The sequence below is a fragment of the Actinoplanes siamensis genome (assembly GCF_016862395.1).
Taxonomy (GTDB): Bacteria; Actinomycetota; Actinomycetes; order Mycobacteriales; family Micromonosporaceae; genus Actinoplanes; species Actinoplanes siamensis.
Window position 1 is genome coordinate 1 of the sequence record NZ_BOMW01000038.1, and the last position, 25,509, is coordinate 25,509.

At 71.0% G+C, this 25,509-nt stretch carries 23 protein-coding genes; 10 read left to right on the plus strand and 13 right to left on the minus strand.

Annotated elements, in window-relative coordinates; all coding sequences use genetic code 11:
• The first annotated feature begins 302 nt into the window (after positions 1-302).
• Positions 303-617 carry a hypothetical protein gene (locus Asi03nite_RS20935; protein ID WP_203682120.1) on the plus strand — a complete coding sequence of 105 codons (315 nt, stop codon included), beginning with the start codon at positions 303-305 and terminating at the stop codon, positions 615-617.
• Between the two features lie 226 nt (positions 618-843).
• On the opposite strand, the gene Asi03nite_RS20940 is transcribed toward Asi03nite_RS20935, so the two are convergent.
• Together Asi03nite_RS20940 and Asi03nite_RS20945 are read right to left on the minus strand one after the other, a co-directional pair.
• Positions 844-1,728 carry a response regulator gene (locus Asi03nite_RS20940; RefSeq protein WP_203682121.1) on the minus strand — a complete coding sequence of 295 codons (885 nt, stop codon included), beginning with the start codon at positions 1,726-1,728 and terminating at the stop codon, positions 844-846.
• Positions 1,729-1,805: 77 nt separating this feature from the next.
• Positions 1,806-2,354, minus strand: a complete 549-nt coding sequence (locus Asi03nite_RS20945; protein WP_203682122.1) for a PadR family transcriptional regulator — start codon at positions 2,352-2,354, stop codon at positions 1,806-1,808.
• Between the two features lie 114 nt (positions 2,355-2,468).
• On the opposite strand from Asi03nite_RS20945, the gene Asi03nite_RS20950 reads away from it, so the two are divergent.
• Complete coding sequence (locus Asi03nite_RS20950; RefSeq protein ID WP_203682139.1) at positions 2,469-3,683, plus strand: FAD-binding protein; 1,215 nt, start codon at positions 2,469-2,471, stop codon at positions 3,681-3,683.
• Entirely contained in the window at positions 3,680-4,315 is a 636-nt protein-coding gene (locus Asi03nite_RS20955; protein ID WP_203682123.1) for a maleylpyruvate isomerase N-terminal domain-containing protein, read from the plus strand. The genes Asi03nite_RS20950 and Asi03nite_RS20955 overlap by 4 nt, the downstream gene beginning before the upstream one ends.
• Here Asi03nite_RS20955 and Asi03nite_RS20960 read toward each other — a convergent pair.
• The gene (locus Asi03nite_RS20960; RefSeq protein WP_203682124.1) at positions 4,312-4,734 is read right to left on the minus strand and encodes a rhodanese-like domain-containing protein; all 423 of its coding nucleotides are present in this window, start codon (positions 4,732-4,734) and stop codon (positions 4,312-4,314) included. The two genes, Asi03nite_RS20955 and Asi03nite_RS20960, sit on opposite strands and share 4 nt — an antisense overlap.
• 71 nt (positions 4,735-4,805) lie before the next feature.
• Here Asi03nite_RS20960 and ftrA point away from each other — a divergent pair, with 71 nt between their 5' ends.
• Positions 4,806-5,777: a transcriptional regulator FtrA gene (gene ftrA / locus Asi03nite_RS20965; RefSeq protein WP_203682125.1), complete on the plus strand. Its 972-nt coding sequence runs from the start codon at positions 4,806-4,808 to the stop codon at positions 5,775-5,777.
• Here ftrA and Asi03nite_RS20970 read toward each other — a convergent pair.
• The 5 genes from Asi03nite_RS20970 to Asi03nite_RS20990 all read right to left on the minus strand — a co-directional run bounded on the left by Asi03nite_RS20970 (position 5,750) and on the right by Asi03nite_RS20990 (position 12,084).
• A complete protein-coding gene (locus Asi03nite_RS20970; RefSeq protein ID WP_203682126.1) occupies positions 5,750-6,271 on the minus strand; it encodes a hypothetical protein in 522 nt (173 codons plus the stop codon). The genes ftrA and Asi03nite_RS20970 overlap by 28 nt on opposite strands.
• A gap of 10 nt (positions 6,272-6,281) precedes the next feature.
• Positions 6,282-8,210, minus strand: coding sequence for a beta-galactosidase (locus Asi03nite_RS20975; RefSeq protein WP_203682127.1), 1,929 nt, complete (start codon positions 8,208-8,210; stop codon positions 6,282-6,284).
• A 291-nt stretch (positions 8,211-8,501) separates the two neighbouring features.
• The gene (locus Asi03nite_RS20980) at positions 8,502-9,443 is read right to left on the minus strand and encodes a carbohydrate ABC transporter permease (RefSeq protein WP_203682128.1); all 942 of its coding nucleotides are present in this window, start codon (positions 9,441-9,443) and stop codon (positions 8,502-8,504) included.
• The gene (locus Asi03nite_RS20985; RefSeq protein ID WP_239102818.1) at positions 9,440-10,366 is read right to left on the minus strand and encodes an ABC transporter permease; all 927 of its coding nucleotides are present in this window, start codon (positions 10,364-10,366) and stop codon (positions 9,440-9,442) included. Before Asi03nite_RS20985 ends, Asi03nite_RS20980 begins: the two co-directional genes overlap by 4 nt.
• A gap of 59 nt (positions 10,367-10,425) precedes the next feature.
• Entirely contained in the window at positions 10,426-12,084 is a 1,659-nt protein-coding gene (locus tag Asi03nite_RS20990) for an extracellular solute-binding protein (protein ID WP_203682129.1), read from the minus strand.
• Between the two features lie 202 nt (positions 12,085-12,286).
• Between Asi03nite_RS20990 and Asi03nite_RS20995 the strand changes: the two genes are divergently transcribed.
• From Asi03nite_RS20995 to Asi03nite_RS21005, 3 genes are all read left to right on the plus strand, one after another.
• Positions 12,287-13,393, plus strand: coding sequence for a sugar kinase (locus tag Asi03nite_RS20995; RefSeq protein WP_239102817.1), 1,107 nt, complete (start codon positions 12,287-12,289; stop codon positions 13,391-13,393).
• A gap of 179 nt (positions 13,394-13,572) precedes the next feature.
• On the plus strand, positions 13,573-16,785 hold the full coding sequence (locus Asi03nite_RS21000) for a glycoside hydrolase family 3 protein (protein ID WP_203682130.1): 3,213 nt from the start codon (positions 13,573-13,575) through the stop codon (positions 16,783-16,785).
• 703 nt (positions 16,786-17,488) lie between these two features.
• The gene (locus Asi03nite_RS21005; RefSeq protein ID WP_203682131.1) at positions 17,489-18,076 is read left to right on the plus strand and encodes a hypothetical protein; all 588 of its coding nucleotides are present in this window, start codon (positions 17,489-17,491) and stop codon (positions 18,074-18,076) included.
• Between the two features lie 27 nt (positions 18,077-18,103).
• On the opposite strand, the gene Asi03nite_RS21010 is transcribed toward Asi03nite_RS21005, so the two are convergent.
• The 3 genes from Asi03nite_RS21010 to Asi03nite_RS21020 are packed head-to-tail and all read right to left on the minus strand — an operon-like array spanning position 18,104 to position 20,993.
• Positions 18,104-18,721, minus strand: a complete 618-nt coding sequence (locus tag Asi03nite_RS21010; RefSeq protein ID WP_203682132.1) for a GNAT family N-acetyltransferase — start codon at positions 18,719-18,721, stop codon at positions 18,104-18,106.
• On the minus strand, positions 18,721-20,355 hold the full coding sequence (locus Asi03nite_RS21015; protein ID WP_203682133.1) for an APC family permease: 1,635 nt from the start codon (positions 20,353-20,355) through the stop codon (positions 18,721-18,723). The genes Asi03nite_RS21010 and Asi03nite_RS21015 overlap by 1 nt, the downstream gene beginning before the upstream one ends.
• Entirely contained in the window at positions 20,352-20,993 is a 642-nt protein-coding gene (locus Asi03nite_RS21020; protein ID WP_203682134.1) for a GOLPH3/VPS74 family protein, read from the minus strand. The genes Asi03nite_RS21015 and Asi03nite_RS21020 overlap by 4 nt, the downstream gene beginning before the upstream one ends.
• Before the next feature lie 253 nt (positions 20,994-21,246).
• Between Asi03nite_RS21020 and Asi03nite_RS21025 the strand changes: the two genes are divergently transcribed.
• The 3 genes from Asi03nite_RS21025 (at position 21,247) to Asi03nite_RS21035 (ending at position 23,419) form a co-directional block, all read left to right on the plus strand.
• On the plus strand, positions 21,247-22,095 hold the full coding sequence (locus Asi03nite_RS21025; protein WP_203682135.1) for a helix-turn-helix domain-containing protein: 849 nt from the start codon (positions 21,247-21,249) through the stop codon (positions 22,093-22,095).
• A 41-nt stretch (positions 22,096-22,136) separates the two neighbouring features.
• Positions 22,137-22,352 (plus strand): DUF397 domain-containing protein, encoded by a 216-nt coding sequence (locus Asi03nite_RS21030; protein ID WP_203682142.1) that lies wholly within the window; start codon positions 22,137-22,139, stop codon positions 22,350-22,352.
• 242 nt (positions 22,353-22,594) lie between these two features.
• Positions 22,595-23,419, plus strand: coding sequence for a S1 family peptidase (locus tag Asi03nite_RS21035; protein ID WP_203682136.1), 825 nt, complete (start codon positions 22,595-22,597; stop codon positions 23,417-23,419).
• Between the two features lie 260 nt (positions 23,420-23,679).
• Here Asi03nite_RS21035 and Asi03nite_RS21040 read toward each other — a convergent pair whose 3' ends face one another.
• The gene (locus Asi03nite_RS21040; protein WP_203682137.1) at positions 23,680-25,017 is read right to left on the minus strand and encodes a hypothetical protein; all 1,338 of its coding nucleotides are present in this window, start codon (positions 25,015-25,017) and stop codon (positions 23,680-23,682) included.
• A 93-nt stretch (positions 25,018-25,110) separates the two neighbouring features.
• The coding region (locus Asi03nite_RS21045; RefSeq protein ID WP_203682138.1) for a hypothetical protein at positions 25,111-25,509 on the minus strand (399 nt) is incomplete at its 5' end.

Below are 25,509 nucleotides of genomic sequence, written 5' to 3' on the forward strand. Positions count from 1 at the left end.
CGCGGCCCTCTCAGCGCGGGCCTTCACCCCCGACCTGAAGGCCGGAGCACTGGCCCGCATTCCGGTAGCAGGCGAACGGGATGGTCGCGGCCTGGTCGCCACCGACCTGGAGCCGCGATCTGTCCACCGGTCCGGCAGCGGCCCGGCGAAAGGACGATCTGCGGACTGAATGACCGAATGTGCTAATTTGCCCGATTTTGTCGAAGTAAAACCGTTATCCGGACAAAAACTCAGGATTAGGTCATACGAAAAGACGATGCCGCGCGGGACTGAAATGCGGCCGCCGGGGGTAACGCCAAGACATGACGGAGAAGGCGGAAGACCTCGGCGAACCGGTCGCCTACCTGGTCCTTCGGGAGGGCGTCCCGGCCTACGCGCCGAGCGGCGACACCTTCGGCACAGTCGCGCACGTCCTCGCCGACGAGCAGGAGGACGTCTTCCACGGCCTGGTGATCAACACGCCGGACGGGCCGCGCGTCGCCCCCGCCGCCCAGGTGGAGGGCCTCTTCGAGAAGGGTGTGATCGTCACCGGGCCGCTGGAGCAGCTGCCCCGGCCCGAGGGCCATCAGGACAGCGGCCTCAAGCGGGCCTGGGACTGGCTCGTCCAGCCCCGGTAGCCCCACCGCGGGCAGCGGCCCCGGTCGGGTCCGATCGCCGGGGCGCCGCGGCCTGTCGAGTTCCGCGCCCGCCGCTCCTGCCGCGCCATCCGGGCGGGCGGGTACCCGGTGGCCGCGCGGCCCTCGCCGTCCGGGGCGGCGATCAGCACGTACCCCATGAAGCGCATGGTCCAGCGGCGCCGAATGACCAGCACCGCCGACCGGCCGTGGCAATGATGACTTCCCGTCACGTCCCGGCGGGCGCCTGACTGGCCGGCGAGAGCAGTCCGAGCGCTGCCGAGCGCTGCGAGTGGAGCACCTGGACGGTGTCCTCGGTGCAGGCGCCCGGATTCTCGTCCATGACACAGAGCGTGCCGACGACGTGACCCTCCGGCGAGTGCAGCGGGACGCTGGCGTAGGACCGTACCCCGCTCACCGCGAACAGCGGGGTGTCCGCGTACTCGTTGCTCTCCCGGCTGTCGCTGATCAGCACCGGCACGTCCTCGGCCACCACTATCGCGTCCGGCGACCACTCGGCCGGCACCCCGCCCGCCTCGCGCACCCACTTGGGCAGTCCGTACGACCCGGTCACCACCACCGTGTCGTTGAGCACCAGCGTGACGGCGGCGGTCGGCAGCCCGGTGAGCCGGGCCAGCCGCTCGGCGAACGCGTCCAGCCCGGCCGCGTACGGGGGCCGGGTCAGGAAGTCCGAAACGGCCAGCAGCCGCGGCACGTCGGCCAGGTGGGTGGCCGCGTCCGGGTGGCCCTCCGGGTGCGCGGTCCGCGCCGCGAGCAGCTCGGTAACCGCCTCCAGCAGGTGCCGGGGACGGACCGGCTTGGAGATGGTGACGTCGCAGAGGTGCCGGGCGGCGGCCGGGGTGGCGGCGGACAGCATGATCACCGGAATCGACGCGGTGGCCTGCTCGGCGCGCAGCCGCTCGGCCACCGCCAGGCCGCTCATCCCGGGCATGTGGTGGTCGAGGATGACCAGATCGGGCGGATTGTCCCCGATCAGCTCCAGGACGGCCGCCCCGGTCGGCGCGGTCCGCACGGTGTGCCCGGCGTTGCTCAGCACCGTCTTGAGCAGTTCGGCGATGTCGCTGTCGTCCTCCGCGATCACGATGGACGCCATGACCTGCCCCCCTCGGTCGGCCGCACGATCGCACCGACCATAAGCCTGGGAGACTCCGCCCGTCCCTGAAACCGGATTTAACTGGCCCAGGCCAGCTCGGCCGACCGGATCCGCTCGACCAGCGCGTCGATCCAGGCCAGCTCGGCCGCCACCAGGCCGTGCCAGTAGCCGTGCTCCAGCGTCCGCAACTCCGCCATCGCCGCGGCCGCGTCCGGCAGCGCCGCCTGCTCGGCCGCGAGCCGCTCGGCCCGGGCGGTCAGCAGGGCCACCGCCTCGTCGGCCGACAGGCTCCCCAGATACGCCACGGCGAGGGCGAAGTCCACCGAGGCGACCGGACTGTCCCGCAGCCCCGACTCCACCTTTCCGCGGAAACCGGCGCTGCCCTGCTCGGTCAGCTCGTACTCCGTGCGGGGCGGGCGGTTGCCGACCCGACCCGGCTCGCGAGCCTCCACCAGACCGTCCCGGTGCAGGGACTTGAGCAGGGTGGTGACCGTGCTGCGGGTGGCGGTGAGGTGCGCGTACCGCTCCTGGAGGCGGGTCGCCAGGTCGTACGCGTGCGCCGGCCGCTCCCCGAGGAATCCGAGGATCGGGAGCACCAGACTGTTCCGAGAGGCATTCAACGGCATGAAACCACGTTATGGGCGTATACACCTAGAGACAACCCCATATCGACCCTGATCTCCAAAACGGCGCGGGCTGGTGCGGTGCCGTCCCCCCGTAGGGTGACGACCGTGGAACCAATGACGAACTGGGCCGGCAACATCACCTTCGGCGCGCGGCGGGTGCTCCGCCCGCGCACCCTCGACGAGGTCCGCGACGCGGTCGCGTCCGCCACCGAACTGCGCGTGCTGGGCAGCGGCCACTCGTTCAACCGCCTCGCCGACACCGCGGGTGACCTGTTGTCGCTGGCCGGGCTGCCGCGCGTGGTCGAGATCGCTGCGGACCGGCGAACCGTCCGGGTCGACGGCGGTATCCGGTACGGCGAGCTCGCCGCCCGCCTGCACGCCGAGGGCCTGGCCCTGCACAACATGGCCTCGCTGCCACACATCTCGGTAGCCGGCGCGGTGGCCACCGCCACGCACGGCTCCGGCGTCCGGCACGGCAACCTGGCCACCGCTGTCGCCGGCATCGAGATCGTCCGCGCCGACGGCGATCTGGTAACCCTGTCCCGCGGCGACGCGGACTTCCCCGGCGCGGTCGCCTCGCTCGGCGCGCTGGGTGCGGTCGTGGCCCTGACCCTGGACGTACAGCCGGCCTTCGAGCTGCGGCAGTACGTCTTCGAGAACCTGCCCGCCGCCTCCCTGCGCGCCCACCTCGACGAGATCCTCGCCGCCGGCTACAGCGTCAGCCTGTTCACCAGTTGGACCGGCACCGGCATCGACCATGCCTGGGTCAAGCGGCTGGAGCCGTTCACCGGCGACACCTTCTTCGGCGCGACGCCCGCCGACGGCCCGCGCAACGTGGTCCCCGGCATGCCCGCGGAGAACTGCACCGAGCAGGGCGGCGTCCCAGGCCCGTGGCACGAGCGGCTGCCGCACTTCCGGATGGAGTTCACCCCGAGCAGCGGCGAGGAGCTGCAGTCCGAGTTCCACGTGCCGCGCTCGCACGCCTCGGCCGCGCTGGAGGCGGTGGCCGGGATCCGCGAGCGGGTCGCGTCCGTCCTGCAGATCTGCGAGGTACGCACGATCGCCGCCGACGACCTCTGGCTGTCGCCGAACCACGGGCGGGACAGCCTGGCCCTGCACTTCACCTGGATCGCCGACACCGAAGCGGTGCTGCCGGTGGTCGCCGACCTGGAGCGGGCGCTCGCCCCGTTCGACGCCCGCCCGCACCTCGGCAAGGTCTTCACCTCGGCCCCGGCGCTCCCGCGTCTGGCCGACTTCGCCGCGCTCGCCAGGCGTTTCGACCCGGCCGGCAAGTTCCGCAACGAGTTCCTCGATCGGCTCCTGCCGTGACCGGCACGGTCGTCGACGCGTTCCGGGCCGAGGCGGACGCCCTCGGGCACGCCGCCTCCCGGTGGGCGGAGCGGGACTGGGCCCGGCCGACGCGGTGCGCCCCGTGGCGCGTGCGGGAACTGTTCGCCCACGTCCGGATCACCCTGGGCCGGCTGCCCGGCATGCTCGCCGAGGCGGCGCCGGAGCGGGCCGAGGTCTCCGCCGCCGCCTACTACCGTCCGGACCACCGCTTCTCCCCGGAGACCGACGCCGCCCGGATCCGCCTGGCCCAGGACCAGGCTCCCGGCCTGGACGTCCGCGACTTCCGCGGCTTCGCCACCGCCCTGGCCGACCGCTGCGCCGCCGAGCCGCCGGACCGGGTGGTGCGGACGCGCCACGGCGACGCGATGCTGCTGACCGACTTCCTCACCACCCGGGTGGTCGAGCTGGCGGTGCACGGCCTGGACCTGGCCGACGCCCTGGACCGGCCGGCCTGGCTCACGCCCCCGGCGGCCGGCGTGGTGCTGTCCCTGCTGTTCGGCCGCCCGGCCGCCGATCTGCCCGGTCCGCCGGACCGCCTGCTCCGCGAGGCCACCGGCCGTGCCCCGGTCACGCTCGACCTGACCGGCCTGCGCCCACTCACCCTGGGTTAGCAGCCACAAGCCGTTCCGGCCGGCGCCGTCAGCCCGTCGGCCGGACGGGACCACTCGCCGTTCTCGTCCCACACCGCGAAGCCCTCCCGCACCCAGTACTCGTACCCTCCGATCATCTCCTTGACGTCGAAACCCAGCTTGGCGAACTCCAGCGCCGCCCGGGTCGCCCCGTTGCAGCCCGGCCCCCAGCAGTAGGTCACCACCGCGCTGCCCGCCGGGACCACCGAGACCGCCCGCTCGGCGATCTCGGCGGTCGGCAGGTGCACGGCACCCGGGATCCGTCCCTGCCGCCAGGCCTCGTCGCCACGTGAGTCCACGACCACCACCCCGGGGGTGCCGGCCGCCAGGAGGGACCGGACGTCGCTGACGTCCGTCTCGAACCGGAGCCGTCTGCTGAAATGCTCGATCGCGCTGCTCATGCCGTCGATCGTGCCGCCACCGGAGCCGGCGGCCCAGTGGCGCTGACGCCACCTGCCGCTAACATCTCGCCATGCTGCGGATCCACCGGCGCGGTCCCCGGGTCACGGTGCTCGCCTACGACGGGATGTCGGTCTTCGAGCTGGGCATCGTCACCGAGGTCTTCGGCCTGCCCCGCCCGGAGTTCGACCGCCCCTGGTACGACCTGACCATCTGCGCCGAGACCCCCGGTCTGGTCCGGGTGATCGGCGGCGCGGCCCTGCACACCGAGCACGGCCTGGACACCTTCGCCGCCGGCGAGACGGTGATCGTCCCAGGCGTGCCGGACGTCCGCGCCCGCACCTCGCCGGCTCTGGTGACCGCGCTGCGCACGGCGCACGCCCGGGGCGCCCGGATCATGTCGATCTGCTCCGGCGCGTTCGCCCTGGCCGGCGCCGGCCTGCTGGACGGCCGCCGGGCTACCACCCACTGGCAGTACGCGGGGGCCCTGCGGGCCCGCCACCCCGCCGTCCAGGTCGACGCGGACGTGCTCTACCTGGACGACGGCGACGTCCTGACCAGCGCGGGCAGCGCCGCCGGCGTGGATCTCTGCCTGCACGTGGTGCGCCGCGACCACGGCCCGGCCATCGCCAACGCGGTCGCCCGCCGCCTGGTCGTGCCGCCGCACCGCGACGGCGGCCAGGCGCAGTTCATCGAGGCCCCGATGGCTGCCGACCCGGCCGACGACCGCCTGGCCCGGAGCATGGACTGGGCGCTCGGCAACCTGGCCGCCCCGATCACCGTCGAGATCCTGGCCCGCCGCGCCCACATGTCCGCCCGCACCTACCTGCGGCACTTCGCCCGGGCCACCGGCACCACGCCGATCCGCTGGCTGATCGCCCAGCGGGTGCACGCCAGCCTGACCCTGCTGGAGACCACTGCCGTCCCGATCGAGGAGGTGGCCGCGGCGGTCGGCTTCGACTCCCCGGTGACCTTCCGCCACCACTTCACCCGCGCGATGCGCACCGCCCCGTCGAGTTACCGCAAGGCGTTCGGCCCCTCGTAGGTCAGCCCGGCATAGAGCGTGTCCCCGCCGAGCCGCGCCGAGAACAGATACCGCCCGTGCTCGCCCGCCTCGGTCCGGTAGCTGCTGAAGGGGTTCGCCCCGCCGGCGGCGTCGCGCAGGGCCGCCGGGCAGGAGGCCGCCACGTCGCTGCCGGCCGCCCCGGCGATCCGGCCGGTCGCCCAGGCGGCCAGCGCCGCGCAGCTCTGCGCGGTCGCCGGCGAGGTGGACCACACCACGGTGAACCCGTCGTCCCCGAGCAGGACGGGCCGGCCGTCCTGCTCGGTCCAGGAGCCGGGGACCGCCGGGTCCCGGGCCGGCGTCCAGCCTTCCGGCCCGCCCTGTTCCAGCACCCCGCGCAGGGCCCGATCGCGTTCTCCGGCCGGCGAGGACGGCCGGGTCAGCACCCAGGCGGCGAGCGCCAGCACGGCCAGGACCAGCACACCGGCCGCGATCACCAGGGGCCGCCGCTTCCGGGCGGGGGTGGTTTCGGTCATCCGGTCAGTCTCACGCAGGCCCGATCGTCAGCGCTCCCCCGGGTGGGATCACCACCTCGCGGTCCGGCGACGGCACCGCCTGTGACACGTCGCCGTGGTTGAACAGATACAGCAGATCGCCCCGCCGGACCGCCTCGACCCGCGGCGGCAGCCCGGGCAGCACCGGCGGCACGCCGGCCGCCCCGGTCACCTCCGCCAGCAACCGGCGCGTCGCGTCGTCGTCCAGGCCGGGCGAGACGTACCAGGCGGCGCCGGCGCCGAACCGGTGCCGGGTGATCGCCGGCGCCCCGGCCAGGACATCACCGGCATAGCGGACGAGCGTCGTGGCTCCCGCCGTCTCCACCCGCTCGCTCCACCGGATCGCCAGGTCGCCGTTGTCGAGCGGTACGGCGTCGCCGTCCGCGAGCGGCCGCCACTCCACCACCCGGATCCCCAGGAGGTCGCGGAACGCCCCGGGATATCCGCCCAGCCGGATCCGCCCGGCCGGGTCCGCGATCCCGCTGAGGTGCCCGACCACCAGGTGGCCGCCGCCGGCGACGAATTCGCGCAACGAGTCCGCCGCCTGGTCCGAGACAAGATAGAGATGCGGAAGAACGACCATGTCGTACGACCTGAGCACGGTCCCCAGGTCGTCCGAGCCGGGGAACACGAAGTCCGTGGCCACGCCCGAGTGATACAACGCCCGATGCGCCTGCCGCACCGCGCCCGGATAGTCGATGCCGGCCGACGGCAGCCCGCCACCCTGCAGCGCCCACCAGGACGGCGCGTCCCACCCCACCGCCACCCGCGCCTCGACCCGCCCCCGGGCGTGCGGCGCGATCGCCTTCAGCGTCCGCCCCAGCCCCACCGCCTCCCGGAACACCGGGCTGTCCGGCCCGGCATGCGGCACCAGCGCCGAGTGGAACAGCTCCGCCCCGCCGCGGGGCTGCCGCCACTGGAAGTACATCGCCCCGCGCGACCCGCGGGCCACGTAGCTCAGGCTGTGCCGGGTCAGCCGTCCGGGCTCCTTGGCGTGCATCCGCCCCGGCGTGTAGATCAGGTTCGGCGCGGTCTCCATCAGCAGCCACTCGCCCCGGGCCCAACCGCGGGCCAGGTCCCCGCCGAACGCCGTCTCCACCTCGGCCTCGTCGCCGGACCCGGCCGGGTAGTGGTCGACCGCGACGAGATCCACCTCGGCCGCCCAGCGCGCGTGATCCACGCTGACCCAGCCGCCCTGCACGAAGTTCGTCGTGATCGGCACCTCCGGGTTCGCCGCGCGCAGCAGATCGCGTTGCTCCACGAAGGCGCCCAGCAGCTCGTCCGAGAGGAACCGGCGGAAGTCCAGCACGTGCGCCGGGTTCGGCAGGTACCGGGTGGCCCGCGGCGGGGTGATCTGTGCCCAGTTCGAGTACCGCTGGCTCCAGAACGCCGTGGTCCACGCCTCGTTCAGCGTGTCCAGGCTGCCGTGCCGGTCCCGCAGCCAGGAGCGGAAGGCCGCGGCGGTCAGGTCGCAGCGGCAGTCCGTCCCGTACTCGTTGTGCACGTGCCAGAGCGCCAGCGCCGGGTGCCGGGCGTAGCGGGCGGCCAGTTGGGAGGCGATGGCGCGAGCCGCCGCGCGGTAGGCCGGCGCGGAGACGCAGTAGGTGTCCCGGCTGCCGTGGGTGAGCCGCACCCCGTCCGCGGTGACCGGCAGCCCCTCCGGGTGGGCGAGGGTGAACCAGGGCGGCGGCGACGCGGTCGGGGTGGCCAGCGCGACCTTGATCCCGCCGTCGTGCAGCCGGTCCAGGACCCGGTCCAGCCAGCCGAACTCGTACCGGCCCTCCTCCGGCTCCAGGTGCGACCAGGCGAAGACGCCGAGCGAGACGACAGTGACGCCGGCCTGCCGCATCAGTGCGACGTCCTCGGCCCAGACCTCCTCCGGCCACTGCTCGGGGTTGTAGTCACCACCGAAGAACAGCATCGCACCACCTTGATCTTAGTTTTCCATCTGAACAAAGTAGGCAACGTGACAAACCCCGTCGACGTGCGCCCCAGCATCCGGTCCGACGACGCCGGCTTCCGGCTGGGCGCCACAAGCCGGACGTCCACCGCCCGGCGCCGGTGCCCGGCTGGTGCTCCTGGGTGTCCCGGGACCGCCGAGACACCCAGGAGCACCAGCCGGGGAGCCGGGACGGGCGTTGCCGTCCGGAACAGCGCGGGTTCGCGGGCGGGGCGGACTCGTGGCGGGGCTCCTACCTGCGTACCGTGGGTGTCAGCCTTTGATCGCGCCGACGATGACGCCCTTGGTGAAGTGGCGCTGGACGAACGGATAGACGATCAGGGCGGGGACCAGGGTGACCACCACGACGGCCATCTTGATCGCCAGGCTCGGCGGGGCGGTGTAGCCGATCCCGGGCAGGTGCACGACCGTGCCGGCGCCCGCGTTCGTCGGGGACTGACCGGCCAGGATGAACATCTGCAGGACGCGCTGGACCGGCTGGAGATCGTTGCGGTCGATGTAGAGGACCGCGTTGAAGAACGTGTTCCAGTAGCCGACCGCGTAGAACAGCCCGACCACAGCGGTTACCGCCTTCGACAGCGGCAGGACGATGCGGAACAGGATCCGGAACTCGCCGGCGCCGTCGATGCGGGCGCTGTCCAGCAGCTCGGAGGGGATGCCCATGAAGAACGCCCGGAGCACGACCAGGTTGAACGCGCTCACCGCGGCCGGCACCACCAGGGCCAGCAGGTTGTCCTTCAGGCCCAGGCCGGTGACCACCAGGTAGCTCGGGATCATGCCGGGATAGATCAGGAAGGTGAGCAGGAAGTAGAAGAGGATCGGCCGGTGCAGCAGCGTCCCGGTGCGCGAGAGACCGTACGCCGCGAGCACCGTCACGGTCAGGCTGAGCGCCGTGCCGATCACCGTGACCAGCGTGCTGACCAGCACCGCGTCGGTCACCTGGCCACCCGAGAAGATCACGATGTACGCGGACGGGTTGAACTCGCGGGGCAGGAAGACGTAGCCGCCGGCCGCGTTGATCGTCTCGGTCGAGGAGAGACTGGTGACCACCACTACCCAGAGCGGTACCACCACCAGGGCCACCACGACGGTGAGGATCGTGCCCTTGCCGAGCTGGCCGATCAGTGTCGGTTTCTCCTCCCACACCGGCCTCCCGCCGGGGCGGCGTGGTTTGCGGGCAGCGAGAGCGGTCATGACTTGGAGTAGATCCCTTGCTCGCCGAGCTTGTGGGCGACCTTGTTGGCGCCCAGGATGAGCAGCAGCCCGACCAGGGCTTTGAACAGGCCCGCGGCGGCGCCGACGCCCCACTGCTGGACCGTGATGCCCTGGTAGTAGACGTAGGTGTCGAGCACCTCCGAGGCGTCCCGCCCGACCGCCTCACGCTGCAGGTAGAACTGCTCGAAACCGACGTTGAGCGCGTCGCCCAGCCGCAGGATCAGCAGCAGCACGATGACCGGGCGCAGGCCGGGCAGGGTGACGTGCCAGAAGCGGCGCCAGCGTCCGGCGCCGTCGGCCGCGGCCGCCTCGTACAGGTTCGGGTCGATCGCGGCCAGCGCGGCCAGGAAGACGATCATGCCCCAGCCGGCGTCCTTCCAGATCGCCTGCGAGGTGATCAGGAAGTAGAAGGTGTCCGGGTTGGTCATGAAGTCCGGCGCGGTGAATCCGGCGTCCCGCGCGGTCTGCGCGATCAGGCCGGCGCCGCCGAGCATCATCTGGAACAGCGAGACCACCAGCACCCAGCTGAAGAAGTGCGGCAGATAGACAACGCTCTGCGCGAACGACCGCAGCCGCGGCGACAGGATGCTGTTCATCAGCATCGCCAGCAGGATCGGGACCGGGAAGTAGAACACCAGCTGGAAGGCGGTGATCCCGAGGGTGTTGCGGACCGAGTCCCAGAACGCCGGGGTCTCGAAGAGGTACTGGAAGTTGCCGAAGCCGATCCACTCGCTGGACAGGAACGCCTGCAGCGGGCTGTCCCCGGCGAACGGGTTGTAGTCCTGGAACGCGATCACGTTGCCCAGCGCCGGCAGGTAGTGGAAGAGCGCCAGCAGCAGCATCGCCGGGACGCACATGAGCATGAGCGGCCAGTCGCGGCGCAGGCGCGCCGCGACTGACATCTTGGTCACCGCTTGCTTCTCCTGGACCTGGGGCGCGGCTTCCACCATGTACGGGGCGCTCATCGCCCGTTGTCCGCCAGCACCTTGGCGTAGAAGTCGCGCGCCTTGTCACCGCCGCCGGCCCGCCACTGTCCGATCACCTTGTCGAAGTCGGAGAGCGGGGTCCGCCCGCGCAGGATGTCGGTGATCTTGTCGTCGGTGGGCTGCTGGATCGCCGCCTGCTCGGAGGGGACCTCGACCTTGATGCCCTCCCACGGGTTCTTCTCCAGGTACTTGGTGGCGTCGTTGCCCCAGCCCACCAGGTCCTGGGCGTAGTGCGGCAGGTCGGGGTCGCTGACCACCACGGCGGGGCGGCCGCCGAGGAAGATGAACTGGTTGGCGAACTCCTTGGTGAAGGCGTCGTTGGTCTTCGGGGCGCCGTTCGCGTCCCGGGTGAAGTGGGTGCCCTCGACGCCGTAGTTCTGCAGCTCGTACTCCTTGGTGCCGAACGGCGCCGCGGTGTAGTCGAGCACGCGCAGGAGCTCCTCGACGCGGTCCTTGCCGAGTCCCTTCTTGATGAAGGTCCACATGATCGACGGGCTGCCGCCCCAGCGCACCGGCGGCGTGCTCGCGTCCGCGCCGAAGACCTTCACGGCCTGCATGTCGAAGCCCTTGCCCTGCCTGGTCATCTCCCGCTGGGTCTCCTTCCAGGAGCCCAGGCCCGAGGCGTACGAGAAGATCTTGCCGCCCTTGAAGAGCGTCACCACGTCGCCGCCCTTGCTGCTGGCCAGGTCCGGGTGGATCAGCTTCTCGGAGTAGATGCGCGCCATCCACTCGACGGCACGCTTGTACTGCTCGGTCTCGTACCGGTGGTAGACCTTGCCGTCGGCGCCCCTGGCCCAGCCGTTCTGCGAGCCGGTGTTGCCGCAGATCTGCAGGACCTCCTGGAAGATGTCGCCGAACGCCCACTCGCCCTTGTCCGGGTTGGTGAACTTCCTGCCGAACTCGTAGAGCGAGTCCAGCGAGGTGGGCGCGGCGATCCCGCGCTGTTCGGCGACGTCGCGCCGGATGAAGAGCGCGGTGGGGAACGGCGAGTCGGTGGGGAACGGGACGCCCATCAGTTTGCCGCCCCAGACGGAGTCCTTCCAGGCCGCCGTGTCCAGGCCGGCCAGCCGCGGGTACGGGTTCGCCTTGTCCCCGGCCAGGTACGGCGTGAGGTCCTCGAACAGCACGTGCACGCCGTCCGAGAAGCGGGCCAGCTTGTTGATCTCCCAGCCCGGGATGCAGGTCAGGTCGGGCACGTCGCGGGCGCCGAGCATGGTGTTCAGCTTGTCGCCGTAGGTGTTGCCGTCCTGGACGCTGAAGGTGATCGTGCCGCCCAGGTCGGCGCCGACCGCCTCGACGTACCTGTTCGAGGCCGGCGGGGCCGGGCCCCACCACGGCGTGGTGGCGGTGACGGGCTTGCCGCTGGTGATCGCCTTCTCGGTGATCGCGTCGACGAGGTTCGCCGGGTACTTCGCGTAGCCGTCGGCCATCGGCCGGATGCCCTTGATGTCCGGCGGGATCAGGTTGGAGTCCTTGAACGTGGGCACCACGCCGGCCGCCTGCTCGGCGTTGGTGGCTCCGCCGGTGGAGCTCGGCTTCTTGCTGCAGCCCCCCAGGGCTCCGAGACCGGCCGTCGAGGCCACGCCGAGGCCGGCCAGGCCCAGGAAAGTTCGCCTGCTCGTAGACGCGCCCACGGCGCACCTGCCTTCCTATGTGACTTGACAGTCTTTCTGGGCTTCAGCTTCCTAGGTTTTAGTTTGTCTAAGATCTAAACTAAGTACATCGAAGACAAGCTAACTGACGTTGAGCGGCCCGACAAGGTGCAGTTGGGAGCGCACCCACGCGGGGATGCGGCAAGATGTTGGAATGTTCGGCGCGGCCAGAGCGGAGCTTGACTTGACCACCACCCGGGCGGAACCTCAGCCGGCCGACCTCGCCGACGTTCGGACCGCCAACCTCGCCGTGGTGCTGCGCCACCTGCGTGCGCACGGGCCCAGCTCGCGGGCCGCGATCGCGGCGGCGACCGGGTTGACCAAGGCGACGGTGTCCAGCCTCGCCGGGGACCTGATCGGATTCCGGCTGCTGCGCGAGACCGGGCTGAGCGGGAATCGGATCGGCCGGCCGGGGACCGCGCTGGCGCTGGACGGCTCGGCGTACGCGTCGATCGGCGTTCAGGTGTCGTCCGGGCAGCTGACCGCGCTGGCGATGGACTACTCCGGCGAGCGGCTGCTGCTCTGGCACCGGGCGGGAGCCGCACCCTCGCTCGCCGCGGACCTGGTCGCGCTCGCGCAGCGAGCCGTGTCGCGGGTCCGCCAGCAGGGGCGTCAGGTGATCGGCCTGACCCTGGCGGCGCCGTCCAGCCTGACCGATCTTCCGGGCCTCCGGGACGTCTCGCACGAGGAGCTGCGCTCACTGGTGGCCCGCTCGCTGCGGCAGAAGGGCCTGGTCGTCACGATCGCCAACCAGGCCGCGCTGGCCGCGGTCGCCGAGCACCGGCGGGCCGGCGTGGACCTGGCGTACGTGTCGGGCGCCGCCGGCCTGGAAGCGGGCCTGATCGTGGACGGGCGGCCGCTGCGCGGTGGCCGGCTCGGGCGTTTCACCCTGGGTCCGGCCGGCTCACCCACGCTGGCGGACCAGGCCGGGATCGAGTCGCTGGTCCGGCGCGCGTTGCCCGATTTTGATCCTGCGGCTCTGGCCGACCTCGGTCCGGCCGTCGAGGAGGTGGCGGTCCGCGCCCGAGCCGGTGACGCGGTGACCCTGGCCGCCCTGCAGCACACCGGCCACTACCTCGGCCAGGGACTGGCGCTCCTGGCCGAGCTGGTCGATCCGGCGCTTCTGGTGCTCGGCGACCACTACGCGACGCTCGCCGAGTGGCTGATCCCGCATCTGCGGGTCCGCGCCGTCTCGCCGTCCGCCCTGGGCCCGCACGCGGCCGCTCTGGGCGGCGCCGTGTCGCATCTTGATCAGGTCGACACTGGACGGGTCCCGCAGCCGGCGGAGTAGTTCATCGAAGTAACGATCGATGACCGAACATGCGTGCCGCACCTTGACCTGATCGTGACGAGGGTGCGAGCCTCATGGAACTCCGTCCGAAACATTCGCGAAACCACTCGCGTGGATCTCTTCGCCCGCTTGTCGAAGCGCTTCGACAAGCGGGCACGGCCCCGAAGGAACACGTTGTGATGACCGAATCCTCCTCTCGAGTCGTCTTTCGCGACCCGCAGCGCAAGCTCCCCACCCGGGTGTCCGACCTGCTCGCCCGGCTCAGTCCGGCGCAGAAGATCGCCCTGCTCCACCAGCATCAGGCGCCGATCCCCGAACTGGGCGTGGCCGGCTTCCGCACCGGCACCGAGGCACTGCACGGCGTCGCCTGGCTCGGCACCGCCACCGTCTTTCCCCAGGCGATCGGCCTCGCCAGCAGCTGGGACCCGGACCTGCTGCGCCGCGTCGGCGAGGCGGTCGGCGCCGAGGTCCGCGCCATGCACCACGCCGACCCGGCCAAGGTCGGCCTGAACGTCTGGGCACCGGTGGTGAACCCGCTGCGGGATCCGCGGTGGGGGCGCAACGAGGAGGGCTACTCCGAGGATCCGTGGCTGACCGGGGTGCTGAGCACGGCGTACGCGGGTGGACTGCGCGGGGATCATCCGCAGTGGCTGCGGACGGCGCCCACGCTGAAGCACTTCCTGGCCTACAACAACGAGACCGACCGTTGCCTGACCTCCAGCAACCTGCCGCCACGGGTGCTGCACGAATACGAGCTCCCGGCGTTCCGTCCGGCGATCGCCGCGGGCGCGGCGGTGGCGGTGATGGCCTCGTACAACCTGGTCAACGGCCGGCCCACCCATGTCAGCCCACTGATCAACGAGGTGTTGCGCGGCTGGCCGGACGACGACGTGATGGTCGTCGGGGACGCCATGGCGGTGCACAACCTCGCCGGTGACCAGCGCTGGGAGCCGGACCAGGTGGCCGGCTTCGCTGCGGCGCTGCGCTCCGGGATCGACTGCGTCACCGAGGACGGGGACGACCCGGGGCCGACGATCGCCCGCTTCACGTCCGCCCTGGAACGGGGCCTGATCACCGAGTCCGACGTGGACGCCGCGGTGCGCCGCATCCTGTCGGTCCGTATCCGGCTCGGCGAGTTCAACCCGGCCGACGATCCGTACCGGGCCCCGGATCCCTCGGTGATCGACTCCCCGGCGCACCGGTCGCTGGCCCGCGAGGCGGCGCGGGCCTCGGTGGTCCTGCTCACCAACGACGGGATCCTGCCGCTGGACCGCGCTTCCGGCGGGCGGATCGCGGTGATCGGTCCGCTGGCCGACGCGGTCTTCGACGACTGGTACAGCGGCACACCGCCGTACCGGACCACCCTCCGCGACGCCCTGATCGCCGCGACCTCTCCCACGGCCGCCCCCGCCGCCACCTCTCCCGCGGCGGGCGCCTCCGCCGCCTCGTCCTCCGCCGCCGCGGCCCCCGGCGCTTTCTCCGGTGGCTCCGCCGCTGCCGGTTCGTCCGCCGCCGCCCCCGCTCACGAGCCCGTCCTGTTCCACGAGGGCGTCGACCGGGTGTTGTTGCGCTGCTCGGACGGCACGCTGGTCACCTCGGACGACGGCCTCCGGGTGCGCGACCTCGACGGCGCACCCGACGAATCGCTCTTCGACGTCCTGGACTGGGGACAGGAGACGATCTCGCTGCGCGCCGTGGCCAACGGCCTCTTCGTCGGCTTCGACGGCGAACTGTTCCGCGACGACCAGCCCGGCCCGAACGGCTGGGAGGTCAAGGAGACGTTCGAGGTCGTCCCGGCCGCCGGCGGCGTCGCGCTGCGCCACCTGCAGACCGGCGCGTTCGTGCGGTCCACCGCGGACGGCTCGGTGCGCCCCACCGCCACGCACGTCGCGGACGCCACGGTGTTCACCGTCGACGTGCTGGTCGACGGCGTCGCGCAGGCCGCTCGGGTGGCGGCGTCGGCCGACGTCGTGGTGCTGGCGCTCGGCAACCACCCGATGGTCTGCGGGCGGGAGACGATCGATCGGCGGGACCTGGACCTGCCCGGCACGCAGGCCGAGCTGCTGCGCGCCGTGCACGCCGCGAACCCGCGTACCGTACTGGCCCTGACCAGCAGTTACCCCTATGCGATCGGCTGGGCGAAGGAGCACCTCCCGGCCGTGCTGTGGTCCGCGCACGGCGGCCAGGAGCACGGCGCGGCACTGGCCGACGTGCTCTTCGGCACCGAGCCGGCGGGCCGCCTCACCCAGACGTGGTACGCCGACGACAGCGAACTACCGGACCTCCTCGACTACGACATCGTCGCCACGGACGCCACCTACCTCTACTACCGCGGAACCCCGCTCTTCCCGTTCGGCCACGGCCTGAGCTACAGCCGTTTCGAGTACGCCGGCCTGCGCCTGAGCTCGGACACCGTCGACGCCGACGGCACCGTCACGGTCACCGCCGAGGTGACGAACGTCGGCCCGGTCCCCGGCGACGAGGTGGTCCAGCTCTACACCCGCCAGCGCCACTCCCGCGTCAAGCAGCCGCTGCGCCGCCTGCGCGGCTATCAGCGCGTCCGGCTGGCGCCCGGCGAGCGCATCCGGGTCGAGTTCACCCTGAACGCCGCCGACCTCGCGTTCTGGGACGTCACCCGCTCCCGCTGGGTGGCCGAGGACGCGGCACACACCATCGCGCTCGGCAGTTCCAGCCGCGACTGGGCGCTGACCACGACGCTGCGCGTCCGCGGCGAGGTGATCCCGCCACGCACGGCCCGCTCCGGCTTGCGCCTGATCGACAATGACGGGTACGCCGGTACGACGCCCGTGGCGATCACGCCCGCTCCCGGTGAGGCCCTGCGGAGCCGCATCCCGGACGCCTGGGCCCTCTTCGCCGGCGTGGATCTCGACGGTGGCCTTCACCAGGTCTCCATCGTCGCCTCCGGCTCAGCTCCCACCTCCGGCGACGGTGGCACCATCACCCTGCGCCTGGACGATCCGCTGACCGGTCCGGTCCTGGCCACTCTTCCCGTCCCGGTCGCCTCCGCCCACGACACCGTCGCCGGCTTGCAGTCCCCGCCCAGCCGTCCCGGCCCGGTGCAAGTCCCGCCCGGCGAGCCCGACCCAACGCAGACCTTGTCCAGCCCCGCGCAGGCCTCACCCGGCCCGCCCAACCCCGCGCAGACCCCACCCGGCCCCGCGCAGACCCCACCCGGCCCCGCGCAAGCTTCGCCCGGCGCACCCAACCCCGCGCAGGCCGCCCCGTCCAGCCCGGCGCAGACCCCGGTCCGCCCCACGCGGGGCCCGCTGAGCTCGGTGCAGGCTCCGCTCGGCCCGGTCAGCGGCATTCACGACGTCTTCGTACTGTTCGACCGGCCCGGCCTCACCCTAGCCACCGTAGCGTTCTCCTGACCGGCCTCCCCGGTTGTCCACAGGCCGCCGGAAAGCAGCCCGGTGAGTTGTCCACAGGCCGCCCACGCGGTCAGACCGCGGGCTCGCGGAAGACGCCGCAGCAGCGACGGCCGTGCCCGCGGCGGGGACCGCAGCAGCGGCGGCCGTGCCCGCGGCGGGGGCGGTGAGCGTGGGCATGCCGGTGACTGTCGTGCCGGTGCGGCTCAGTTGGTAGCCGACCGTGGCTCGATCCGGAAGATGAACGTCAGCGGCCTGGGCGGAGAAGTTTGTCTCTGAGCTGTCTCAATCGGCAGACATGGATGCGGGCCACCTCCGGGGGCGGGGGGACGGTCACCTCACCGGGATGGCCCGCGGTGTCCGGCCGCGCCGGGCCCGTTCCGTCGTCGAAGGGAAACCGCCAGGTCGCCGTTAGGCGAACACTCCGTGTTCAGCGCACGGAGTCCAGTACTCGGTGCATTCCGCAAAAAGGCCGACTCGCGGGATCCTGCACCCTTACCGGAACCAATTCCTGCCGGGGCTCGACCGGGCTCGGTATGGCTTGCCACCTGCTACTTTGCAACTTGCATACGATTCTGCTATCGACCCTCCTTTCTGGAATTGGCACACTGATTTCCCGGGTACGCATTGTCCCGGAGCCATTGCTCTTCGTACTCTGTTGGTCAACTGTCATCGATCGACATAAGTGCGATGAAGCGGGGCAGCCATGCTGATCAAAGTCATCGACCAGATCACCGATGCGGAGATGCTGGACGCCGCGTGGGGTCTCTACCTCGAGGCGTTCGAGGAGCTCAACTCCCTCGCGGTGCAACGCCACCTGATGTACCGCTCGGAGTTCGACGAGGTCATGCGGGACACGAGAGTCGACAAGTACCTCGCCCTGGAGAACGACGGGACGCTCATCGGGTTGTCCTGCTACACCAACAACCTGGATGCCATCCCGTTGATCGCACCGCAGTACTTCGAGCGGCACTACCCCGAGCAGTACCACGCCAAGCGGATCTGGTACATCGTGTTCGTCGCGGTGAAGCCGGAGGCTCAGGGACAGGCCGCGTTCGCCCAGATGTCCGAGCAGATGTACCTCACCGCGGCCACCCAGAACGGGATGGTCGGCCTGGACCTCTGCTCCTACAACGACGACGTGCGGCGCATGTCCCGGGTGTTCCGGCTGCTGATCGGCCGGCTCTGCAACTTCAACATGACCTTCGAGCAGATCGATCAGCAGTCGTTCTGGCTCTACAACTTCCCGGCCGCCGCCGGGGAGAGCGCCGGCGAGCTACCGCGCGCGGCCTGACCATCTACCGGGTCGGCGGTGTGCGAGTCAGGCGGCCATAGGCGTCCTCCACATCGACCACAGCGGCGGCCCGTCGGGCAGGTCGATGACGGTCCGGATCCGATAACCGTGACGCAGGTACAGGTCACGGTTGCGCGGGTCGTTGGCCTCCAGGTACGCCGGGAGACCGGCGTGGTCGAGCCGGGCGTGGTGGCGCTCCAGCAGAGCGCTGCCGATGCCGCGGTTCTGCGCGTCCGGGCGAACCGCCAGGAATGCCAGGTAGTGGTGCGGCTCGAACGGGTGATTCTCCTCCAGGGCGGCGTCGAGCCGGCAGGCGCGGTCGAACGCGTCGCCGGCCGCTTCCTTCAGGCGGCGCTCGTAGTCCACCGGCGGCGGGATCAGCGAGGTCAGCGGGAACCAGAGGGCCACGCCGTTCAGCCGGCCGGTGTCCGAGTCCGCGGTGGCATAGACCTCGCCGTGGCGGGTCGCGTGTTCCACGAAGATCTCGAAGTAGTGCGGAGCCTCCTGCCGGCGCACGTCCGCGTCGGGGTGCAGCCATCGGGCCACCGGACCGTCGCGCATCGCGTCGGCGACGAGACCGGTGATCTCGTCGGTGTCAACCGGGGTGACGTCCCGGATGACGAGTTCCTGGATGGCGTAGGTCATCAGAATCCTCTCTCGGACATTCGAAGTTCAGGGGGATAGCCGCGGGAGCCGACAGTCGCCGGGGGTAGCGCGTGCGGCGTGAAGTCGCTGCTCTCGATGGAGGGGAAGTTCACCCGGGTGTCGGCGCCACGGCCGATCGCCGCGTACACCTCAGGTCTGATCTTGCGCATCACCATCGCCCAGCCGAAGCCGAACAGCGCGACGCCCAGGTAGGCCACCGGGACGATCCAGTTGAAGATCGAGCCGCTGGAGACCTGCAGCAGTTGACCGAACCCGATGATGGTCGCGGCCAGCACGATGGAGAGCAGCAGGAAGGCGACGAACGGCGCGACGTACGCCCGCCAGATGCTTTCGCCCCGGCGTCCACGCTGGAAGAACGCGATCACCGCGGCCGAGGCGGCCCACATCAGGATCAGCACTCCCAGGCCGCCGATCGTGGTCAGCCAGGCGAACAGGTAGAGCAGCGGCTCCAGCCCGACCACCGCGTAGACGGTGATCACGACGAGGGCCAGCAGGCTCTGGGTGATCGCGCCGACCAGCGGCGCACCGGTGCGCGGATGGGTGTAGCCCCAGGCCGACGGCAGCACGCCCTCGCGGCCGAGAGCGAACTGGTACCGCGCGACCGCCGCGTGGAAGGCGAGCAGCGCGGCGAACACACTGGTCATGAAGAGTACGTAGCCGACGTCCACCAGGGCGCCCGGAAGGTACGGCGAGACCAGGCGGAAGACCAGGTCGGTCTGGTGCTCGGCGGCCACCCCGAGGATCCGGTCCGGGCCGGTGACCACCGACATGGCCCAGGCGGAGACGCCGCAGAGCAGGCCGGCGAGCAGCACGGCCAGGTGGGTGGCGCGGGCGATGGTCCGTTTCGGATCCTTCGCCTCCTCGGAGAGCACGACAGTCGCCTCGAAGCCGACGAACCCGGCGATCGCCAGCACCAGCAGCGAGCCGACCACCGGCGTGAGCATCGGGGCCGGCGACAGCGTCGCGAAGCTGACGTGACCGCCGGCCGGGTGCGAGACCATCACCAGGTCGTAGAGCAGCACGATGGTGATCTCCGCGACCAGCAGCGCGGCCAGCACCTTGCCGCTCAGGTCGACCCAGAGCATGCCCAGCACGGTGACCAGCACCCAGGCGCCGAGGGCGCACACGTACCAGGACACGGTGAGGCCGAGCTCGGCGAAGATGCCGGACGCCGCTGTGCCGAACAGACCGAAGAGACCGATCTGCATGAGCGAGTACGCCGGCAGCGCCACGAACGCGGCGCCGACGCCCACCACCCGGCCGAGACCGTGACTGATGTACGAGTAGAAGGCGCCCGAGTTCACGATGTGCCTGCTCATGGCCACGAACCCGACAGTGAACAGGGACAGGATGCCGGCCACCACGAGGTAGGCCACCGGAACCGCGGTGCTGCCCTGGATCGCGTAGATCGCCGAGATGGACCCGATGATCACCGTCAGCGGCGCCGCTCCGGCGACGCCGAAGAAGACCACAGAGGCCGTGCCGAGCCGGTTCTGCGCGAGCGCCCGGCTGATGATGTCCGGCCCGCGGGCCGCCGCTTTGCGCTGGATCAGCAACCGGCCGGCCCACTGGTCGGTGTTGTTGTGCCGGAGCTGGTGCCGTCCGACGCTCATCGGCGGCCCACGGTCAGCACCGAGCCGATCGAGGCCTCGGTGTACTCCACGATCTCGCGCAGGTCGCTGGGCAGCGCGAAGGCGGCGTTCGGCACGTACTGGAAGGCGTGCGGGTACTGCTCGAAGCCGTAGAGCACGTGCCGGGTGAGCCCGGTCGCCGACACCAGGCTGACCAGCAGCTGGTCGACGACGCTCAGCTCCATGCCGCGGACCAGCAGGTTGGCCAGCCGGGTGGAGGCCCAGGCGGCGGCGTTGCGCTGCTGCGCGCTGTTCGGCATGTAGGTGATCTGCGGCGAGCCGAGCATCCGCCGGCGGACGATCGGCTCGACGGCGCCGAGGCGCATCAGCCGCTCCCCCACCCGCAATCCGGCATCCTGCGAGAGGAACGCGAGCCAGGTGCGCACATCGCGGTGTTGTGGCTGGGCGATCAACAAATCGAGAATGTCGTGCTCGAGAGCGTCCGCCGGCGGATGGCGATCAAGAACGAAAAGATCGCCGTCGGTGACACCGATGCGGCCTTCCAGCACCAGTTCGGAGAGCAGTGCGGCGGCCAGCCCCAGGCCGGTCGCACGGGGATGTAGCCTGGACCGCCCGGTGCGGTCCTCGTGTGCGATCAGGTAGTACTGGTCAGCCAACACTTGCGCCACGCCCCTTAGACGCCAGTCCCAATGATCATCATTTCGCCTATGTAGCAAACAAGACAGAACTCGATGTCCGCAGCATCATGTCCCCTACAGCAAGGTCAATGCAAGAAGTACTAGACTCCTTATTCAGGCCCCGCTGCTGAGCACCCTCATTGGATGATCACCAATTGTCGATCATGAATGGGGGTTACGGATCATGAGGAACGCTCGTAATATCAGCCTCCTCAGCACCTTTAGGGAGTCGTAGGTGTCCGATATTGAGGGTCCGACACTGCGCCGCCGCCGACTCGGCGTGGAACTCAAGCGATGCCGCGAGGCGGCCCATCTGACCCAGCAGGACGTGTCACGGCATTTCGAGTGGCACTCCGCGAAGGTCACCCGGATCGAGACGGCACGCGTCGCCGTGACGCCACGCGATGTCCGAGATCTACTGACCCTCTACCGGGTGGAGGACGAGGAGTACCGGGAGGCCCTGGTCGAGCTGGCCCGCTCGTCCCGGGAGCGCAGCTGGTGGACCGACTACAAGGACATCATGCGGCCGGGCAACTTCGTCGGCATGGAGGCGGCCGCGACGTCCATGCGGTGCTGGGAGCCGATCATCATTCCCGGACTCCTGCAGACCGAAAAGTACATGCGGGCACTGATCAGTACCGGTCGCTCGGCCGACCCTCCGCAGCGCATCGACCGCCGCATCTCGCTCCGGCTGACCCGGCAGAGCCGGCTGCACGGCGAGCACCCCCTGGAGCTGGCCGTGATCGTCGACGAGTCGGCGGTCCGCCGCGTGATCGGCGGCCGGGCCGTGATGAATGCGCAGCTGGAACATTTGATTGACACAGCTAAATTGCCAAATGTGTCGCTGCAGATCTTGCCGTTCAGCGCCGGCGAACATTCCTTCCTCGGTGGCCCCTGCACCCTTTTGGAATACCGGGACACCACCCATTTGGATGTTGTCTACCTCGAAGGTCTTGCGGGAGACTACTACGAGGAGCAGCCGACTGAGGTTGCCCGATACAGGCAGGAGTTCGAGCGATTGAGCACAAAGGCGCTCGACCATCGCACCACCATAAAGATGATCGAGAGTCTGCTCTTCGCCTAGCGACTCCCGAAGCATTCTCATAATGGAGGGAGGTGCACGAGTTGCTCGCGCACCAGCTCAAGGGTGCCGTCTGGAAGAAAGGCAGTCGCAGCAACGGCAACGGCGGCAACAACTGCGTCGAGGTCGCATTCCTCGACGAGGGAATCGCCGTCCGTGACAGCAAGAACCAGACGGGCCCGGCTCTCATGTTCACGCCGGCGGAGTGGACCGCCTTCGTGGACTCTGCCAAGGACGGCGAGTTCGATATCGCTTCGTGAGCCTACCGATGGGCTCGTGCCGATGGAAGTGCTCGACTGAACTTCTTCGGTGCAACATCTGAGGAAAGCCGCAACACCCACCCGGGTGTTGCGGCTTTCCGCATGGCCGTTCCCGGTGCGGATTCATAACCGTTGACATAGAAGTATGCCGATGCGAGGGTACGTGCACCGTTGACCCGACGGTGACCGTCCCGGCCCACTCGGCCGGGTCCCGTCACGCACCCCGAAGGGACGCCCCCCGCATGCGCCTACGCCGCGCTGTCGCCGTCATGGCCGCCGCCGTCGCAGCCACCACCGCAGTCCTCGCCGGCCCTGCCCCCGCCCAAGCGGTGAGCGCGGTGACCCTGGCCAACACGATCGCGCTGAGCAACTGCTCCGCCGCGCTGGTCCGTTACCCTACCTCGGTCGGCACGGACCGGGCCATGATGCTCACCAACGGACATTGTTACGAGGGCGGCCTGATCCCCGCCGGCACCGTCCTGCAGAACCGCACCAGCACCCGTTCCGGGAGCCTGCTGAACAGCAGCGGCCGGGCGGTCGCCACGGTCCGCGCGGATCGCATCCTGTACGCCACGATGACCGGCACCGACGTCACGCTGTACCGGCTCACCAGCACGTACGCGACGCTGTCGAGCAGCTACGGCGCCACCGCGCTGACGATCTCGGCCGGCCACCCGGCGGCCGGTTCGAGCATCACGATCCCGTCCAGCTACTGGAAGCGGATCTGGAACTGCAAGATCGACAACTTCGTGTCCACGCTCCGTGAGGACGAGTGGACCTGGCGCGACTCGATCCGCTACGACCCGAACTGCGACACCATCCACGGCACCTCCGGCTCCCCGATCGTCGACGCCACCAGCGGACAGATCGTCGGCATCAACAACACCGGCAACGACGACGGCGAGATGTGCACCCTGAACAACCCGTGCGAGGTGGACACGAACGGAACGACACACGCCTATCAGGGACAGAGCTACGGGGAACAGACGTACTGGTTCACCACCTGCCTGACCAGCACCCGCACCATCGATCTCAACAAGGCGGGCTGCCTGCTGACCAAGCCGTAGCCGCGGGTCGCGTCCGGCCGGCGGTCCCCCCGGCCGGACGCGGCTTTCCTTTCCCGATACGGCGTGGGTCGCGCGATGCGCCCCACCCGCGCTGCGCCGAACGCAGCGGAGGTACGGCGTGCGGCCCGCACCCGGAGCACCGCGCGTGTCGCTCTTCGCGGCTCGTCCGCCACTCCCCGCGCGGCGCACGATGCCCCGCGGAAGAGGTCCTACGGGCGGCGCGCGGGACGGCGCGGCCGGGCCGACCGGGTGCCAGGGCGTCAGGCGACGCGGGCCACGGTTGCGGGGAGGCCCGCGACCACGCGGGCGACCGGCTCCGGCGGGAGCAGGTGACGGACCGCCGCGGCGTGCGCGGAGGCGCGGATGACCTCCTGGCACAGGCTCTGCCAGTTGCGCCGGGAGATCTGCGCGTCACGCCAGGCCAGCTCCTCCGCCGCCATGGCGCACTTCCAGACCGCCTCCAGGTGGGCCGCCGACGCCCGCTGGATGACCAGCTCCTGATCGACCGGGTGCAGGCGGGCGTCCCAGCCACCGCGGACGGTCAGGGCGTCGGCGACGGCGCTGGTGGGCAGCTCACCGCGTTCGGCGGCGGCGCGGACCGCCAGGTGCAGGAACCGTTCCCGGTCCGCGTACTCGGCGGGGCTCTGCTCGGTGACCGGGGTGTGGAAGGGGGCGGCCCGCCGGCCGCGGCGGACCCGCGAGTCGGCCGCCTGCCAGGCCCGGAACGCGGCGCCGACCCGCTCGGCGGACTCCTCCCAGTGCTCCTGCCAGCGGTTCGCGGCGTACCCGGCCTGCTCGGCCGCGATCCGCACCTCCTCGGCGTAACGGACGGCCCGGACCGCCTCGGCCACCCGCCGCAGGCGCGCTTCGCGTCGCAGGGCGGCCCGGAGCAGGAAACGCCCCAGCAGCGCCCGCCGGGCACGCGCCGCCTCATCGGGATCGAGGGCCGGCGGGCCGGCCTCGAAGAACGGACGGACCTGCGCCACGGGAACGGGATCGAACGCGGGCGGGCCGGCCTCGGGGGACGGCCGGACCTGCGCCGCCCCGACGGAATCGGAGGCGGGCGGAACCGCGCCGCCGGGATCCCGGGCGGGCGGGCCGGCTTCCCCGAAAAGGGAATCGGCGCCCTGGCCGACATTCGGGAACGGAGGTTCGGCGTCCGCGGAATGGCGGGCCGCGGCGACGGCGGCGACAACGTCCGCGGAAACGGTGCCGATGGCCGCGGGAACGGTGCCGCCAGGCGCCGGATGGGACGCGGCGGGCGAGGCCGGACCGTCCGCCGGAACGGGGACGGAACCGGGCGGGGCCGGGGAGACGCCTCCGTGGGGATCGCGCTGCCCCGGGCATTCGGCGGCGAACTCCGCGCGGGCCAGGGCGGAGGCCGGGAAGAGGCTGTCACGAACGGTCTCGGAGGCTGCCGGGCGGCGCAGCGGACGGCCGATCAGAAACGCATATGCGTCGAGGAGCGCACGGCCCGGATTCCGTACCCCGGCGGGGCTGGCGAGGACCACCATGGCCGGCACGGTGGCCAGCCACAGAGCCGCCCAGATCGCCACCGGGGCCGGCTCGTGCAGCAGCATGTCGGCAACCATGTTCATGAGATCTTCCGCTTCCGCTCGTCTGGGGACTCCGCTGGCCGGCGCCTGCCGCGACCCCGGAGCGACCGGCGGGCGGCCGTCCTCCCCGGGATTTCAGGCGGCGGTGCGGGGCGGTGCCCGCGAGCCCGCGACCCCGGCCGAGCGCTGCGCGGACAGGACGCGCGTGCGGTCGGTGACGGGGCGGCCGGAGACCGGCTCGGCGAGCGGAGCGGTGACCTCGGCCGAGACGACGGCGGCCGGAGCGGAGGAGACAGGCGCGGCGGCGGAGGCGGCCGCGGAACTGGCAGAGGCGCTGGAGACGGCGACCGCGGCGGAGACCGGGCCGCCGTGGGCGTCCGGCGCGGCGGCGGTCGCGGGAGCCGCGAAGAAGGCCAGGACCAGCGCCAGCAGCGCGGGCAACGACCGGAGCGCTGACAACCCGAGCGCTGACAACCCGAGCACCGGGGTGCGGTGCGCGGTCGTCGTCATGGCTGCCAGGGTAACCGCCCACCC